Origin of the sequence: Pimelobacter simplex (genome assembly GCF_900114845.1) — a bacterium.
Classification (GTDB): Bacteria; Actinomycetota; Actinomycetes; order Propionibacteriales; family Nocardioidaceae; genus Nocardioides; species Nocardioides simplex.
The window spans coordinates 194227-210312 of sequence record NZ_FOUK01000007.1; the positions used below are offsets into that span (position 1 = coordinate 194227).

Consider the following 16086-nt stretch of genomic DNA (forward strand, 5'->3'; position numbering starts at 1 on the left):
TCAGATGAACTTCTTCGAGGCGAGGAACTCGACGAGCGCAGTGGCGCCCGACCCGTCCTCGTCCTTGACGATCTCGCCGGCGGTCCGCGGCGGGCGGGCGGTCACGGTGTCGACCTGCGTCCAGGCGGCGTCGAGGCCGACCTCGGAGGCGTCCACACCGATGTCGGCCAGCGTCAGCGCCTCGAGCGGCTTCTTCTTCGCGGCCATGATGCCCTTGAACGACGGGTAGCGGGCCTCGCCCGACTGGTCGGTCACCGAGAGCACGAGCGGCAGGGTGCCACCGATGACCTCGGTCGCGGTGTCGCCGTCGCGCTTGATGCGGACCTGGTCGCCCTGGGTCTCGACGACGGCGGCGAGGGTGACCTGCGGCAGGCCGAGGCGCTCGGCGAGCATCGCCGGGACGACGCTCAGGCCGCCGTCGGTCGACGCGAGGCCACCGACGACGAGCTCGGGGACGCCGATCTTCTCGATGGCCTTGGCGAGCACCAGCGAGGTCGCGACGGCGTCGGAGCCGGCGATCGCGTCGTCCTGCACGTGGACCGCCTTGTCGGCGCCCATCTGGAGCGCCTTGCGGACGGCGGCCTCGGCCTCGGCCGGGCCGACGGTCAGCGCGGTGACGGTGATCTCCTCGTCGGCGCGCTTCTCCTTGATCTGGAGAGCCTGCTCGACGGCGTACTCGTCGAGCTCGGAGAGGAGACCGTCGACGCCGACGCGGTCGACGGTGTTGTCACCCTCGAACTTCCGGTCGGCCGTCGCGTCGGGGACGTACTTCACAAGGACGACAATGTTGGAGAGAGTCATGGTTGTGGCCGGACCGGCCCCTTCCTGTGCATCGTGAGCCCTGCCGCGTAGCCCGGGGCAGGGAACAGCTGTGGTCCTGAGAAGGACAGCGTCTCGCAGGCTACCGTCCGGTCACCAACGACGGGAACCGCGTCTCAGTGGACTACCTCACACACCCACGTCCCTCGGGACGTGGCGTGCCTCACGGCCGGATGATCCGCTCGAGGATCCGGCCGAGGACGAGGTAGACCACGGCGCCGAGGCCGTAGTTGAAGAGCGCGGTCTTGACCGCCCCGTTGGGGTCGTTGGCGTCGTCGAACGCCTTGACCGGGTTGTCGAGGTCGAAGAACCCGAGGTCGAAGACGTCGGCCAGGTGGCGGGCGAGCTTGACCAGGCCGTTGTCGCTGTTGGCCTCGAGCGCGTAGGTGAACGCCGCGATGGCGAGGACCAGCGCGAGCACCATGCAGACGATCCAGATGCCGCGGGCGACGATGTCGCGCACCCGGGCCACGGCCAGCGACCGGCTCCGGGACGGCGCCGCGGACGCGCCCGGCGTCCCGGCGTCGCGGGTCACCTTCTCGTCCCGCTCGTCCTTGCTCTCCGCCATGGGGATCACCGTCCTCCGAAGATGGCCTTGCCGGGCCCGTTCTCGATGAACGACTCCATGCCGGTCGTCCGGTCCTCGGTCGCGAAGACGCCTGAGAAGGCCTGCCGCTCGATCGAGAGCCCGGTCTCGAGGTCGACCTCGAGACCGCGGTCGACGGTCTCCTTGATCGCGCGCAGGGCGTAGGGGGCGGCGGTGGCGAACTTCGCCGCCCACGCCAGCGCCTCGGCGTACACGTCGGCGGCGGGGACGACGCGGTCGACCAGGCCGATGGCGAGCGCCTCGTCGGCCTTGACGAACCGGCCGGTGAAGAGGAGGTCCTTGGCCTTGCTGGGGCCGATCAGGCGCGGGAGCCGCTGGGTGCCGCCGGCGCCGGGGGTGATGCCGAGCAGCACCTCGGGCTGGCCGAGCACCGCGTTGTCGGCCGCGAAGCGGACGTCGGCGGCCAGCGCGAGCTCGCAGCCTCCGCCGAGGGCGTAGCCGTTGACGGCGGCGACCACGGGCTTGGGGATCCGGGCCACGGCGTTGACCGCGCCCTGGAGAGCGTCGACCCGGTCGACCATGTCCGTGTAGGACATCGTCGACATCTCCTTGACGTCGTTGCCGGCGGCGAAGACCCGCTCGCCGCCCCAGACGACGACCGCCCGGACGTCGGCGCGCTCGGTGGCCTCGGCCGCGGCGTCCCGGAGCTCGTCCTGCACCTGGATGCTGATGGCGTTCATCGCCTTCGGACGGTCGAGCCGGATCGTGCCGACGCCGTCGGCGACCTCCAGGCGGACGAACTCGCTGGTCATCTGCTCCCTCTCGTCGGGGCCGTCGTGACATGCGGGGACGCACGAAATGGTGCCCCCGCAGCGCATTGTGCCGTACCCAGACGGTCGTTGTGCAGAATGGACCAGGTGTCCCCCGTTCTGTGGCGCTCCCTCGGCGAGCGGGCCCCCGTGTGGCCCGGACGCAACTGGCCCCTCGGGGCGACCTGGTCCCCGGAGTCGACCAACTTCGCCGTCCACTCCCCCCACGCGACCGCCGTGTGGCTCTGCCTGCTCGACGACGAGCCCGGCGGGGCCGAGCGCCGGCTGCCGCTGACCGAGCAGTCCCTCGGCATCTGGCACGGCGCCGTGCCCGACATCGCGCCCGGCACCCGCTACGGCTTCCGCGTCGACGGCCCCGACGAGCCCGACGAGGGCCTGCGCTTCGACGCCGAGACGCTCCTGCTCGACCCCTACGGCCGCGCCGTGGCGGGGACGGCGGGCGCGGCCTACAGCGTCGTGGTCGACCCGTCCTTCGACTGGGGGGACGACTCCCCCATGCGCCGGCGCTGGCGCGACTCGGTGATCTACGAGCTGCACGTCAAGGGGTTCACGAAGCTCCACGACCGCATCCCCGAGGAGCTCCGCGGCACCTACGCAGGGCTCGGGCACCCGGTGGTCACCGAGTACCTCCAGGACCTTGGCGTCACCGCGGTCGAGCTGCTGCCCGTGCACCAGTTCTTCTCCGAGCCGGCACTCGTCGAGCGCGGGACCGTGAACTACTGGGGGTACAACCCGATCAGCTACTTCGCGCCCGACGCGTCGTACTCGTCGGCGGGCGACCGGGGCGGCCAGGTCACGGAGTTCAAGGAGATGGTCCGCTCGCTGCACGCCGCCGGGCTCGAGGTGATCCTCGACGTCGTCTACAACCACACGGCGGAGGCGGGGCCCGACGGGCCGACGTACTCGTTCCGGGGGCTGGACGACCGCGGCTTCTACCGCCGGGTGCCCACCGCCGAGGGCTTCGACGACACCTACTGGGACGTCACCGGCTGCGGCAACACCGTCAACTCCGAGGACCCGCTCGCGCTGCGGCTGATCCTCGACTCGCTGCGCTACTGGGTGACCGAGATGCACGTCGACGGCTTCCGCTTCGACCTGATGTCGGCGCTCACCCGCACGGCGGGCGTCGACGCGATCCCGGTCGACATGGCCTGCAAGCTGCTCATCGCCATCGGCCAGGACCCCGTGCTGCGGCACGTCAAGCTCATCGCCGAGCCCTGGGACGTCTCGATGGACGGCTACCTCGTCGGCGACATGCCGCCGCCCTGGGTGGAGTGGAACGACCAGTACCGCGACACCATCCGCGACTTCTGGCGCGGCCACTCCGACGGCACCCACGCCGTCGCGACCCGGCTGGCCGGCTCGTCCGACCTCTACGCGGACGACGGGCGCTCGGCGTACAACTCGGTCAACTTCATCACCGCCCACGACGGCTTCACGGTGCGCGACCTGGTGTCGTACGACCAGAAGCACAACGAGGCCAACGGCGAGGACAACCGCGACGGCACCGACAACAACCGCTCCTGGAACCACGGCGTCGAGGGCGAGACCGACGATCCCGAGATCGTCGCGCTGCGCCGGCGCCAGGCCGCCAACCTGATGGCGACGCTGTGCCTGTCCAACGGCGTCCCGATGCTCACTGCCGGCGACGAGCGCGGCCGCACCCAGGGCGGCAACAACAACGCCTACTGCCAGGACAACGAGATCTCCTGGATGGACTGGCGCGCCGACGACGCCTGGCTCGACGTCTACGCCGTCACCCGCGCCGCCCTGCGGCTGCGCCGCGAGCACCACGCCCTGCGCCAGCGGCACTGGTTCGAGGGCCGCCCCGCCATCGTCGGCGGCCCCAAGGACCTCGCCTGGCTGCACCCCACCGGCCGCGAGATGACCGACGACGACTGGTGGGACGCCTCGCTCCACACCGTCGGCATGTTCGTCTCCGGCAAGCCCCTCCGCGAACCCGGCCCGCGCGGCGAGCAGCAGCTCGACACCTCGTTCCTGATCTGGTTCCACGCCGGCGCCGACGACGTCGAGGTGCACCTGCCCGAGAACGACTGGGTGCGCTCGGGCGGCGTCGTGCTGTCGACCGATCCGGGGCTGCCGGCGGGGACGGAGCTGGAGGTCGGCGGGACCGTGGTGATCGGGGGGCGGAGTGTCGTGGTGATGCAGGAGAGCGACGACTAGGCCGTCGGTCGGCATCGACGTTCTGCGCACCGCTCGGCCGGGTTCGTGGCGGTCCGGACCGCTCGGACCGATGCTGGTCCGGCGAGGATGTGTGCGGTGACCCGGTGGGCGAAGCTGGTCGCGGTCGGAGTCGTCGGCGTGGGTGTCGTCTTCGCGGGTGCGGCCGCGGTCGGCGGGGCGGGGACAGGGGCCGACGACCCGCCGTCGGACAAGGCCGCCGAGGCGGCCGCGCACGCCACCCGGACGAGCGACGCCGACGCCGACCCCGCGTCGCAGTGGCCGGTCGGGATCTTCGACGACCCGAGGCGCCCGCTCCGGGCATGGTCTTCCTCGGCAGCAACCGCTGGGTCGGCCGGCACGCCGACCGCTCGGTCGCGGTCTACGCCGGCCGCGCCGGCGACGACCCCACCCGCGGCCGGGTGCTCGTGATGTGGGCCTCCGCCGCCGACACGTCCGGTACGACGCTCGACCTGCCCGGCGCCGGCACGCTCCGGGTCGTGGCCGGGGCGCCGGACGCCACGACGATCACGCTGGTGGACGCGGCCGGCGTACGGCACCGGCTCGACGTCGTCACCCCGGCCTGGCGGTGAGCACGGATCGGCGCCGGCCTCAGCCGCAGACCTGGGACCGCGCGATCGCGACGAGCTCCTCCGGCGGCTGCAACCCGGAGACCCGGTGGTCGGTCCCGTCCGCAGAGGTCCAGATGACGTTGTGCTCGCGCTGACCGTGGGCGTCCGGATCGGCCCAGGAGACCGCGGCGTCGTACTGGCCGACGGGGACGAGCGCGACCTGCGGCAGCTCACCCGCCGCCGCCTGGTCGTCCGCCAGCGCGCGGGCCAGTGAGTGGCCCGGCGTACCGGGCCACTCAGACACCAGGTAGCCACCCGAGCGCAGCACCTGCCACGGCTCGCGCACGGACCGGTCGCCGCCGTACACCAGCGTGACCGTGTCGCCCTCCACCATCGACGCCCACGCTGCCTCCGCCTTGCCGTCCGCGGGATCGATCGGGTGCAGCACCGGCTCGCCGACCGCGAGCGACCGCGTCAGCCGCCGGTCGTACGGCGTGAACGCCGGATCCAGCTCGATCGGAAGCACCTCCTGAGCACAGCCCGGCGAGTCCGCCGCGGCGCCGTCCCGGGCGCCGTCCTGGGCCACGTCGGCGGTGCCGCACGCGGCGACCGCGAGCGTCACCGCGACGGCGGAGAACAACGGAAGGCCAGTACGCATCTCTGCGCCCATCTCTCAGTCGAGGACGCCCAGGAAGGAGCGCACACGGCGTGGGCCCGGCACCTCGACGACGTACCTGGGATCGACCCGCCGCGCATTCGGCGCCATGGGCGCCCACACGTCCAGGTAGGCCGAGTGGAACTCCAGCTCGCGGTGGATGACGTCGATATTGCGGTCCGCGGGGATCGTGCCGGCGGGCGCGGCGGTCTCGAGGGCCACGCCCACACTGATCGCCGTCGTCGTCGCCCAGGCGGCACGGCACGAGACCCGCTCGCCGTCGAGGTAGGCACCCCATCCGCCCTGAGCGCCGCAGGCCGCGTGAGCCAGGCGCAGCGAGGGCTTTGCGCCGACACCGAAGGCATCGACCTTCTCTGTCGTGCAGAAGTAGTCGCCGTTGGCCTTCACGCCGCCCGTGTAGGCGCTCCACCTGCCCGCCATCTGTGCCGAGCAGCCGGCGACGGCCGCGCCCTTGTAGGTGCCGACGGCGAAGAATCGCCCGTTGGGGAAGTGCACCTGGAAGGGGTGTGCGTAGGTCACCGAGGCCACGGCCGGCGGGTTCGTCCGGATCTCCTGGGTGCCCCGGAAGCCGTCGACGAACTGGATGTCGGTACGAACCGCGCCGCCGAAGGCGAGTGCGTCGCGGACCACCCTCATGACCTGAGCGTGCGCCCGCACGCCCCGATCTGCCAGCGAGCACCCCGCGCCGTGCGCGGATCGTCGATCCACCGCCGGCCTCAGGCCAGCGCCACGACCCCCAGCTCGGCCGGCGCGACCAGCAGCGGGTTGGCCGGCAGCACCCGGACGGTGTACCCGAACGGCCCGGGTCGCGAGAGGCTGACCTCGCCGTCGAAGCGGTGCCGTCCGCCGTCGTACGACTCGACGAGGCGGAGGGGCACGATCTCGGAGGCCACGATGTCGTCCTCGGCGTCGACCGGGCCGTGCACGAGCTGCACCTCGACGTCGGAGGGGGCGAGCTCGCCGAGGGCGATGTAGGAGTGGACGCGCAGGACGGCGCCCACCTCGGCGGCGTCGCCGACGCCGGCCGCCTCGACGTGCTCGACCCGGACGCCGTCCCAAGCGCTGCGGACGCGGGCCTTCCAGTGGGCCAGGTCCCGGGCGCCGTCCGGGACGGCGGCCAGGGCGCGGGCGTTGCGGGCGGCCGGGGCGTAGAGCTGGGCGACGTAGTCGCGGACCATCCGGGTGGCGAGCACCTTCGGGCCGAGCGAGGCCCAGGTGTGGCGCAGCATCTCGATCCAGCGGCCGGGGACGCCCTCGTGGTCGAGGTCGTAGAAGCGGGGCGCGACCTCGGTCTCGATGAGGTCGTAGAGGGCCGCGGCCTCGAGGTCGTCGCGCTTGTCCGGGTCGTGGGCCAGGAGCGGGCTGTCGGCCGACGGGATGGGCCAGCCGAACTCCGGCTCGTACCACTCGTCCCACCAGCCGTCGAGGATCGACAGGTTGAGGCCGCCGTTGAGCGCGGCCTTCATGCCGGACGTGCCGCAGGCCTCGTAGGGGCGCAGCGGGTTGTTGAGCCACACGTCGCAGCCGGGGTAGAGCGGCAGCGCGAGCGCGATGTCGTAGTTGGGCAGGAAGACGATCCGGTGCCGGACGTCCTCGGCGTCGGCGAAGCGGACGAGCTCCTGGATCAGCCGCTTGCCGCCGTCGTCGGCGGGGTGGGCCTTGCCGGCGACGACGAGCTGGACCGGCCGCTCCGGGTGGAGCAGCAGCGCCTTGAGCCGCTCGGGGTCGCGCAGCATCAGCGTCAGCCGCTTGTACGACGGCACCCGGCGCGCGAAGCCGATCGTCAGGACGTCGGGGTCGAGCGCCTCGTCGATCCAGCCGAGCTCGGCCGGCGCGGCGCCGCGCTTCTCCCAGGACTTGCGCAGCCGGCGGCGGGCGTCGTCGACGAGCCGCTCGCGCAGGGCGCGCTTGGTCCGCCACACGTCGGGGCCGGGCACCTTGGCGAACGCCGACCAGAAGGCGTCGGCGTCGTCCCCGTCGTAGTCGGCGCCCTGCGCCTCGGCGAGCGCCGCGACCTCGGGCGCCACCCACGTGGGGGCGTGGACGCCGTTGGTGATCGAGGTGATCGGGACCTCGGCCTCGTCGAAGGCCGGCCACAGCCCGTTGAACATCCCGCGGCTCACGTGACCGTGCAGCTGCGAGACGCCGTTGGCGCGCTGGGCGAGCCGGAAGCCCATCACCGCCATGTTGAAGACGCCGGGATCGCCCCCGTCGTAGTCCTCCGCGCCGAGCGCGAGCACCTGGTCGACCGGGACGCCGGGCGTCGCGCCGTGGTCGCCGAGGTACTGCTCCACCAGCGACCGCGGGAAGCGGTCGATGCCCGCCGGGACCGGCGTGTGCGTGGTGAACACGGTCGACGCGCGGCCCGCCTCGAGCGCCGTCGCGAAGTCGAGATCGCTGTCGGCCGTCAGCTCGCGGATCCGCTCCACGCCGAGGAAGCCGGCGTGGCCCTCGTTGGTGTGGAAGACCTCCGGCTCGGGCGCACCGGTGATCCGGGCGTGCACCCGCAGAGCGCGCACGCCGCCGACGCCGAGGAGGAGCTCCTGGCGCAGCCGGTGCTCGGTGTTGCCGCCGTAGAGACGGTCGGTGATGAGCCGGTAGGGCTCGGGGTTCTCCTCGAAGTCGGTGTCGAGCAGCAGCAGCGGCACCCGGCCCACCGACGCGACCCAGATCCGGGCCAGCAGGTCGGGCCCGTCGGGCATCCGGATCGAGATCGTCGCCCGCGTGCCGTCGTTCTCGTGCAGCAGCGACAGCGGCAGCCCGTCGGGGTCGAGCACCGGGTAGCTCTCCTGCTGCCACCCCTCGTGCGATAGCGCCTGCTTGAAGTAGCCGTGCCGGTAGAGCAGCCCCACCCCCACGATCGGGACGCCGAGGTCGCTGGCCGCCTTGAGGTGGTCGCCGGCGAGGATGCCGAGACCACCGGAGTACTGCGGCAGCACCGCCGTGATCCCGAACTCCGGCGAGAAGTACGCCACGGACGCCGGCCACGTCGCGTCCGGCTCGGCCGCCCGCGCACGCTGGTACCAACGGTCCTGGGTGAGGTACGACGTGAGGTCGTCCCGCAGGTCGGCCGCCCGTCGTACGTAGGACTCGTCGGCGGCCAGCTCGGCCCACCGCTCCCCGCCCACCTCACCGAGCAGCCGGACCGGGTCGTGCCCGACCGCCTGCCACAGCTCCGGGTCGACCGCCTCGAACAGCGCCTGGGTCGGCGGATGCCACGACCAGCGCAGGTTGGCCGCGAGCTCGCCCAGCGAGGCGAGGGCGTCGGGCAGGACGGGGCGGACCGTGAACCTCCGGATGGCACGCATGGTTCGACCGTAACGAATCCGACTTGAACGTTCCAAGTGGACGTCGAGAAAGTCTGCGTAACGCGGCGGCCTGCGCCGCCGTTGTGCAGACATAGACGGGCGGGGCGGAGTCATGGGGGCTGCCTCGCCCGTCGTACTTTTTGCGCGAGCTCGCCTTCGGCGGCCGAGGGGCAGCAAGCTGCCCGGGAGCCCCCTCTCGGCGCGCTGCCGCGCTCGCGGTTGATGCAGGCGCGGTGCCGGGTCGCTGGGCGGCCAGACCGCCGCAACCGCGGCGCGGCCTGACAGGTCGCCGTGACGCGCTGCCCGACGCGCGCTACCAAGACGCGGCTCTCGGCGCGCTGCCGCGCTCGCGGTTGATGCGGCGCGGTGCCGGGTCGCTGGGCGGCCGGACCGCCGCACCCGCGGCGCGGCTCGGCGCGGCAGGTCGCCGGGACGCGCTCAGTGCCATACTCACCTCCCAACGCCGATCACGACTCGGGAGGTCTCGGATGGGACTTCGGACCTTCTTCCGCCGCACCAAGCCGGGCCGCCCGGCCGTCGCCGGCACAGCTCAGGTCGTCTCCGTGGCGGGCTTCGTCCCGGAGTCGGTCTACCAGCGCTGCGAGCTCCAGCTGGTGGTGAGCGCGCCGGGGCTCGCGCCCACGGCGGTCGAGCACCGGAGCACGGTGCACCGCAGCAAGTGGCCGGCGCCCGGGGCGACGCTCCCGGTCTCGGTCGACCCTGCCGATCCGGCGGGCCGCGGTGGGCTCGCCGTCCGGTGGGACGAGGTCCCTGCCGCCCGTGACCTGCGGCGGGCCGAGGCGGAGGCGGCGGCCGAGGCGATGCGGCGGGCCGAGGGCGGGTCCTAGGCTGAGCGGGTGAGTGCGTCCCCCCTCCGCTCGGTCGCCGAGCACCAGCAGCACGTCGCCGCCCTTCTCGCCACGCCCCACGGCTCCGCCGACGCATGGCCGACCGAGACGGTGCCCGTGGCCGAGGCCCGCGATCGGGTCCTCGGGCAGGCGGTGACGGCGCCCGAGCCGCTGCCGAGCTTCGACAACTCGGCCATGGACGGGTACGCCGTCCGCGCGGCCGAGGTCGCCGGGGCGAGCGCCGCGAGCCCGGTCCGGCTGCCGGTGGGCGAGGACATCCCGGCGGGGGCCGCGACGGGCGAGCTCGCGGTGGGCACCGCGCGGCGGATCATGACGGGCGCGCCCGTCCCCCGCGGTGCCGACGCGGTGGTCGAGGTCGAGGTGACCGACGGGGGCACCGAGAGCGTCGAGGTCCGCGAGGCGCGGGAGGCGGGGACGTTCGTGCGGCGGCAGGGCTCCGATCTCGCGGTGGGCCAGGAGGTGCTGGCGGCGGGGACGCTGCTGGGCCCGGCTCCGCTGGGGGTGCTGACGGCGCTCGGCATCCGCGAGGTCGTCGTACGACGCCGGCCGCGGGTGCTCGTGTGCTCGACCGGCTCCGAGCTGGCCGACGACCCGGTTCCGGGGTCGGGCCAGATCCGCGACGCCAACGGCGCGCTGCTCGCGGCGGCGGTCGAGGAGGCCGGCGGGGTGGCGGTGCGCCAGCTCTGGGTCGCCGACGACGTCCCGGCGTTCCTGGCGCTGCTCGACGAGCAGCTCGCGGGCGGGGACGTCGACCTGGTGCTCACCTCGGGCGGGGTGAGCGCGGGCGCCTACGAGGTCGTCAAGGAGGGCCTCGGGCCGCGCGGCGTGGAGTTCACGAAGGTCGCCATGCAGCCCGGGATGCCGCAGGGCTCCGGTCTGGTCGGCGGCGTCCCCGTCGTGTGCCTGCCCGGCAACCCGGTCAGCGCGCTCACCTCGTGGGAGGTGTTCGTCCGGCCCGGCCTGCGCCGCGCGTTCGGTCACCCGGTGCCCGACCGGTCCGTCGTCCGGGCCCGGCTCACCGAGCCGGTCCAGGGACTGCCCGCCAAGCGCCAGATCCGCCGCGCCCGCCTCGACCGGGCGACCGGCGAGGTGACTCCCTGGGGTTCCCCGGGCTCCGGGTTCCTCGGCTGGTTCGCCGGTGCGGACGCCCTCATCGACCTCCCCGCGGGCGGTACGCCGCTCGCCGCCGGCGAGGCCGTGGATGCATGGGACTTGCTGTCTCGCTAGGTTCGTAGTCATGGTCGGACGCATCCCCGTGATCGACGTCATGCCCCTCCTCGAGGCGGGCCCCACCGATGGGCGCCTGCCCGCGAAGGCCAGCCTCGGTGAGCCGTTCCCCGTCAGCGCCACCGTGTTCCGCGAGGGACACGACCGCCTGGGCGCCGAGGTCGTGCTCCTCTCCCCCGACGGCGTACGACGACCACCCGTGCGAATGAGCCCGCTCCCCGCGCGCGACCGGCGCACCGTCGACCGCTACGAGGCGTGGGTCGCGGCCGACGCCGAGGGCCCCTGGTCGTTCGAGATCCACGCCTGGTCCGACCCGATCGCGACGTGGGAGCACGCCGCGGGCATCAAGATCCGGGCGGGCATCGACGTCGAGCTGATGTTCGCCGAGGGCCGGCTGCTGCTCGAGCGCGTCCTCACCGAGACGAAGAAGCTCCCGCGGGCGGCCCGCGCCACGGTCAAGGCCGCGATCACGGCCGCCACCGACACGAGCCGACCCGCCGAGGCACGGCTCGCCCAGCTCGAGTCGCCCGAGCTGCGGGCGGTCCTCACGGCCCACCCCCTGCGCGACCTGCTCACCGTCGAGGGACCGTTCCCGGTCTTCGTCGACCGCACGAGGGCGCTGTTCGGCAGCTGGTACGAGCTGTTCCCCCGCTCCGAGGGGGCGACCTACGACCCCGCCACCGGCGAGGTCGTCAGCGGCACCTTCCGCACGGCGGCCGAGCGGCTGCCCGAGGTGGCCGCGATGGGCTTCGACGTGGTCTACCTGCCGCCGATCCACCCGATCGGCGAGGTCAACCGCAAGGGACCCAACAACGCGGTGCTGCCCGAGGGCGAGAGCGCCCCGGCCGACTGGGCCGGCTCCCCCTGGGCGATCGGCAGCAAGGACGGCGGGCACGACGCCATCCATCCCGACCTCGGCACGATCGAGGACTTCGACGCCTTCGTCGCCGCCGCGCACGCCGTCGACCTCGAGGTCGCCCTCGACCTGGCGCTGCAGTGCGCGCCCGACCACCCGTGGGTGACGGCGCACCCCGAGTGGTTCACCACGCGCGCCGACGGCTCCATCGCCTACGCCGAGAACCCGCCGAAGAAGTACCAGGACATCTACCCGGTCAACTTCGACAACGACCCCGAGGGCATCGCCGCCGAGGTGCTGCGCGTCGTCCGGCACTGGATGGCCCACGGCGTGCGGATCTTCCGCGTCGACAACCCCCACACCAAGCCGGTCGCCTTCTGGCAGTGGCTCCTCGCCGAGGTACGCCGTACCGACCCCGACGTGCTCTTCCTGGCCGAGGCGTTCACCAAGCCGCCGATGCTGCAGACGCTCGGCGCGATCGGCTTCCACCAGTCCTACACGTACTTCACGTGGCGCACCGAGAAGGTCGACGTCGAGGACTACCTGCGCGAGGTCGCCACCGAGTCCGCCCACCGGATCCGGCCGAACTTCTTCGTCAACACCCCCGACATCCTCCACGAGTTCCTCCAGTACGGCGGCCCGGCCGCCTTCCGGGTCCGCGCGGTGCTGGCGGCGATGTCGTCGCCGACCTGGGGCATGTACGCCGGCTACGAGCTCGGCGAGCACGTGGCCGTGCGGCCGGGCAGCGAGGAGTACCTCGACTCGGAGAAGTACCAGATCCGGGTGCGCGACTGGGAGGCCGCGCAGGGCAGTGCGCACGGGCTGCCGGCGTACATCACCCGGCTCAACGAGATCCGCCGCGCGCACCCGGCGCTCCAGCTGCTGCGCAACCTGACCGTGCACCCGACCGACGAGGACCACGTCATCTGCTGGTCGAAGGTGGCCGGGGCCGATCGGGTGATCGTCGTGCTCAACCTCGACCCCCACCAGCCCCGTGAGTCGATGGTGCACCTCGACCTCGCCGCGCTCGGCCTGCCGCCGGGCGCCGCCTTCGAGGTGCACGACGAGATCACCGGCAGCGACTGGACGTGGGGCGAGCACAACTACGTCCGGCTCGAGCCCGCGCAGCCGGCGCACATCCTGGTCGTGAGGGGGCACCAGTGACGTTGACCGACGCCGTGGTCGTGAACGAGGAGCCCGAGTGGTTCCGGACGGCCGTCTTCTACGAGGTCCTGGTCCGGTCGTTCCGCGACGCCGACGCCGACGGCACCGGCGACTTCCAGGGGCTGACCGAGAAGCTCGACTACCTGCAGTGGCTGGGCGTCGACTGCCTGTGGGTGCCGCCGTTCTTCTCGTCCCCCCTGCGCGACGGCGGGTACGACGTCGCGGACTACACCAACATCCTCCCCGAGATCGGCACGGTCGAGGACTTCCACCGCTTCCTCGACGCCGCGCACGAGCGCGGCATCCGGGTGATCATCGACTTCGTCATGAACCACACGAGCGACGCGCACCCGTGGTTCCAGGCCTCGCGCAGCGATCCCGAGGGCCCCTATGGCGACTTCTACGTGTGGTCCGACACCGACGAGCTCTACCAGGACGCACGGATCATCTTCGTCGACACCGAGCCGTCGAACTGGACGTGGGACCCGGTGCGCGGCCAGTACTTCTGGCACCGCTTCTTCCATCACCAGCCCGACCTCAACTTCGACAACCCCAAGGTCCACGACGCGATGCTCGAGGCGATGGCGTTCTGGCTCGACATGGGCCTCGACGGGTTCCGGCTCGACGCGGTGCCCTATCTCTACGAGCGGCCCGGCACCAACGGCGAGAACCTGCCCGAGACGCACGAGATGCTCAAGAAGGTGCGCCGGTTCGTCGACGACAACTATCCCGGCCGGGTCCTGCTGTGCGAGGCGAACCAGTGGCCGACCGACGTCGTGGAGTACTTCGGCGACCCCGCCGTCGGTGGCGACGAGTGCCACATGGCCTTCCACTTCCCGGTGATGCCGCGCATCTTCATGGCGGTACGGCGCGAGTCGCGGTTCCCGATCTCGGAGATCATGGCGCAGACGCCGGACATCCCCGACGGCTGCCAGTGGGGCATCTTCCTGCGCAACCACGACGAGCTGACGCTCGAGATGGTCGCCGACGAGGACCGCGACTACATGTGGGGCGAGTACGCCAAGGACCCCCGCATGAAGGCCAACATCGGCATCCGCCGCCGGCTCGCACCGCTGCTCGACAACGACACCAACCAGATCGAGCTGTTCACCGCGCTGCTGCTGTCGCTGCCCGGCTCGCCCGTCCTGTACTACGGCGACGAGATCGGCATGGGCGACAACATCTGGCTGGGCGACCGCGACGGCGTCCGGACGCCGATGCAGTGGACGCCCGACCGCAACGCCGGCTTCTCCGCGGCCACCCCCGGCAAGCTGCACCTGCCGGTGATCCAGGACCCGGTCTACGGCTACCAGAGCGTCAACGTCGAGGCGCAGCTCGAGAACCCGTCGTCGCTGCTGCACTGGACCCGGCGGATGATCCACATCCGCCGCCAGCACGACTCGTTCGGGCTCGGCACCTTCACCGACCTCGGCGGCTCGAACCCCACGGTGCTGTCGTACGTCCGCGAGCTGCCCGGCAGCCAGGACGACATGATCCTGTGCGTCAACAACCTCTCCCGCTTCCCCCAGCCCGTCGAGCTCGACCTGCGGCGCTTCGAGGGACGGGTCCCGGTCGAGCTCCTCGGCGGCGTCCCGTTCCCCCGGATCGGCGAGCTCCCGTATCTCTTGACGCTCAGCGGGCACGGCTTCTACTGGTTCCGGCTCACGGATCCGGAGACGACAGGGAGGCCGGTGCTGTGATCGAGACGTTCCTCGCCCAGAGCCGTTGGTTCGGCGGCAAGGGCCGCGCGTTCACGGTGAGCGGCGTGCGCGAGCTGGGCCGGCTGGGCCCGGACCCGGAGGTCGTCGTGCTGCTCGTGGAGGTGTCGTACGACGGCACCAGCGACCACGAGCTCTACCAGCTGCCGCTCGCGCTCTACGACACCCCGCAGGAGCGCCTGGAGCACGCCTTCGTCGGCCGCTGGCCGGCGGACGACGGCCAGCTGGCCTACGACGCCGTCCAGGACCGGACGGCGATGGCGCACTACCTCCAGGCGTTCGGCACGCCCTCCGCCGGCGGGCTCCGCTTCGTCCGGGTGCCCGGCCACGAGCTCGACCTCGACGCGGTGGCGAGCCCGTTCAGCGGCGAGCAGTCGAACTCGTCGGTCTTCTTCGGCGAGGACGCGGTGCTCAAGCTCTTCCGCAAGATCACCCCCGGCGAGAACCCGGACATCACGACCCACCGGGTGCTCACCGAGGCCGGCTCGACCCATGTCGCCCAGCTCTACGGCTGGGTCGAGGCCGACGACCTGCACCTCGGCATGCTGCAGCAGTTCCTCCGCACCGCCAGCGACGGCTGGGACCTCGCGCTCGCGAGCGTGCGCGACCTCTTCGCCGAGGCCGACCTGCACGCCGAGGAGGTCGGCGGCGACTTCGCGGCCGAGGCCGCCCGCCTCGGCACCGCGCTCGCCGAGGTGCACGAGCAGCTGCGCGCCGCCTTCCCCGGCTCGGAGGTCTCCGGCGCCGACCTCGCCCGCACGATGAGCGACCGGCTCGCCGCCGCCGTCGAGGTCGTCCCCGACCTCGCTCCCCACGTGGCCGACGCCGACGCCGTCTTCGCCACGCTGGCCGGCGTCGACGCCGTCCCGGTGCAGCGGATCCACGGTGACCTCCACCTCGGCCAGACGCTGCGCACCGTGCTCGGCTGGAAGGTCGTCGACTTCGAGGGCGAGCCCGCCAAGCCCCTCTCCGAGCGGCTCCTGCCCGACTCACCCTGGCGCGACGTCGCCGGCCTGCTCCGGTCCTTCGACTACGCCCCGCACGCCGTCGCCGAGTCCCTGGGGGACGACGAGCCCGACGCCGCCCACCAGCGTGCCCACCGCGCCGACGAGTGGGCCCGCCGCAACCGCAAGGCGTTCCTGGCGTCGTACTGCGGGGACGCGGGACTCTCCGACCGCGACCGCACCCTGCTGACGGCGTACGTGGTCGACAAGGCGGTCTACGAGTGCGTGTACGAGGCACGCAACCGGCCGACCTGGCTGCCGATCCCGCTGGCGGGGGTGGCCCGGCTCACCGCTCGCTGAGCGGGCGGCTCGGGC

General features: G+C 72.6%; 13 protein-coding genes. 7 read left to right on the forward strand and 6 right to left on the reverse strand.

Annotation, left to right across the window (positions count from 1 at the left end; translation table 11 throughout):
* From BM223_RS25215 to BM223_RS25225, 3 genes are all read right to left on the reverse strand, one after another.
* On the reverse strand, nt 1-774 hold the full coding sequence (locus BM223_RS25215) for an electron transfer flavoprotein subunit beta/FixA family protein (protein ID WP_425319925.1): 774 nt from the start codon (nt 772-774) through the stop codon (nt 1-3).
* Between the two features lie 208 nt (nt 775-982).
* Nucleotides 983-1387, reverse strand: a complete 405-nt coding sequence (locus tag BM223_RS25220) for a hypothetical protein (RefSeq protein WP_052138824.1) — start codon at nt 1385-1387, stop codon at nt 983-985.
* A gap of 5 nt (nt 1388-1392) precedes the next feature.
* Entirely contained in the window at nt 1393-2178 is a 786-nt protein-coding gene (locus tag BM223_RS25225) for an enoyl-CoA hydratase/isomerase family protein (protein ID WP_038680156.1), read from the reverse strand.
* Between the two features lie 105 nt (nt 2179-2283).
* Between BM223_RS25225 and glgX the strand changes: the two genes are divergently transcribed.
* Complete coding sequence (gene glgX, locus BM223_RS25230) at nt 2284-4380, forward strand: glycogen debranching protein GlgX (protein WP_038684804.1); 2097 nt, start codon at nt 2284-2286, stop codon at nt 4378-4380.
* 320 nt (nt 4381-4700) lie between these two features.
* Nucleotides 4701-4970 carry a hypothetical protein gene (locus tag BM223_RS25235; RefSeq protein ID WP_038680157.1) on the forward strand — a complete coding sequence of 90 codons (270 nt, stop codon included), beginning with the start codon at nt 4701-4703 and terminating at the stop codon, nt 4968-4970.
* Nucleotides 4971-4989: 19 nt separating this feature from the next.
* On the opposite strand, the gene BM223_RS25240 is transcribed toward BM223_RS25235, so the two are convergent.
* The 3 genes from BM223_RS25240 to glgP all read right to left on the reverse strand — a co-directional run bounded on the left by BM223_RS25240 (nt 4990) and on the right by glgP (nt 8933).
* Nucleotides 4990-5607: a hypothetical protein gene (locus BM223_RS25240; protein WP_141267488.1), complete on the reverse strand. Its 618-nt coding sequence runs from the start codon at nt 5605-5607 to the stop codon at nt 4990-4992.
* Between the two features lie 15 nt (nt 5608-5622).
* Nucleotides 5623-6261, reverse strand: a complete 639-nt coding sequence (locus tag BM223_RS25245; protein WP_141267490.1) for a hypothetical protein — start codon at nt 6259-6261, stop codon at nt 5623-5625.
* 80 nt (nt 6262-6341) lie between these two features.
* Nucleotides 6342-8933: an alpha-glucan family phosphorylase gene (glgP, locus tag BM223_RS25250; RefSeq protein WP_038680162.1), complete on the reverse strand. Its 2592-nt coding sequence runs from the start codon at nt 8931-8933 to the stop codon at nt 6342-6344.
* 488 nt (nt 8934-9421) lie between these two features.
* Here glgP and BM223_RS25255 point away from each other — a divergent pair, with 488 nt between their 5' ends.
* From BM223_RS25255 to BM223_RS25275, 5 genes are read left to right on the forward strand one after another with little or no spacing between them, the layout of a single operon-like run.
* The gene (locus BM223_RS25255; protein WP_038680164.1) at nt 9422-9781 is read left to right on the forward strand and encodes a hypothetical protein; all 360 of its coding nucleotides are present in this window, start codon (nt 9422-9424) and stop codon (nt 9779-9781) included.
* A 9-nt stretch (nt 9782-9790) separates the two neighbouring features.
* Nucleotides 9791-11029, forward strand: a complete 1239-nt coding sequence (locus BM223_RS25260) for a molybdopterin molybdotransferase MoeA (protein WP_038680166.1) — start codon at nt 9791-9793, stop codon at nt 11027-11029.
* Nucleotides 11030-11039: 10 nt separating this feature from the next.
* Entirely contained in the window at nt 11040-13049 is a 2010-nt protein-coding gene (locus tag BM223_RS25265) for an alpha-1,4-glucan--maltose-1-phosphate maltosyltransferase (protein ID WP_038680168.1), read from the forward strand.
* Nucleotides 13046-14749, forward strand: coding sequence for a maltose alpha-D-glucosyltransferase (gene treS, locus BM223_RS25270; RefSeq protein ID WP_038680170.1), 1704 nt, complete (start codon nt 13046-13048; stop codon nt 14747-14749). Before BM223_RS25265 ends, treS begins: the two co-directional genes overlap by 4 nt.
* Nucleotides 14746-16071: a maltokinase N-terminal cap-like domain-containing protein gene (locus BM223_RS25275; protein WP_038680172.1), complete on the forward strand. Its 1326-nt coding sequence runs from the start codon at nt 14746-14748 to the stop codon at nt 16069-16071. The genes treS and BM223_RS25275 overlap by 4 nt, the downstream gene beginning before the upstream one ends.
* The last annotated feature ends 15 nt before the right edge of the window (nt 16072-16086 follow it).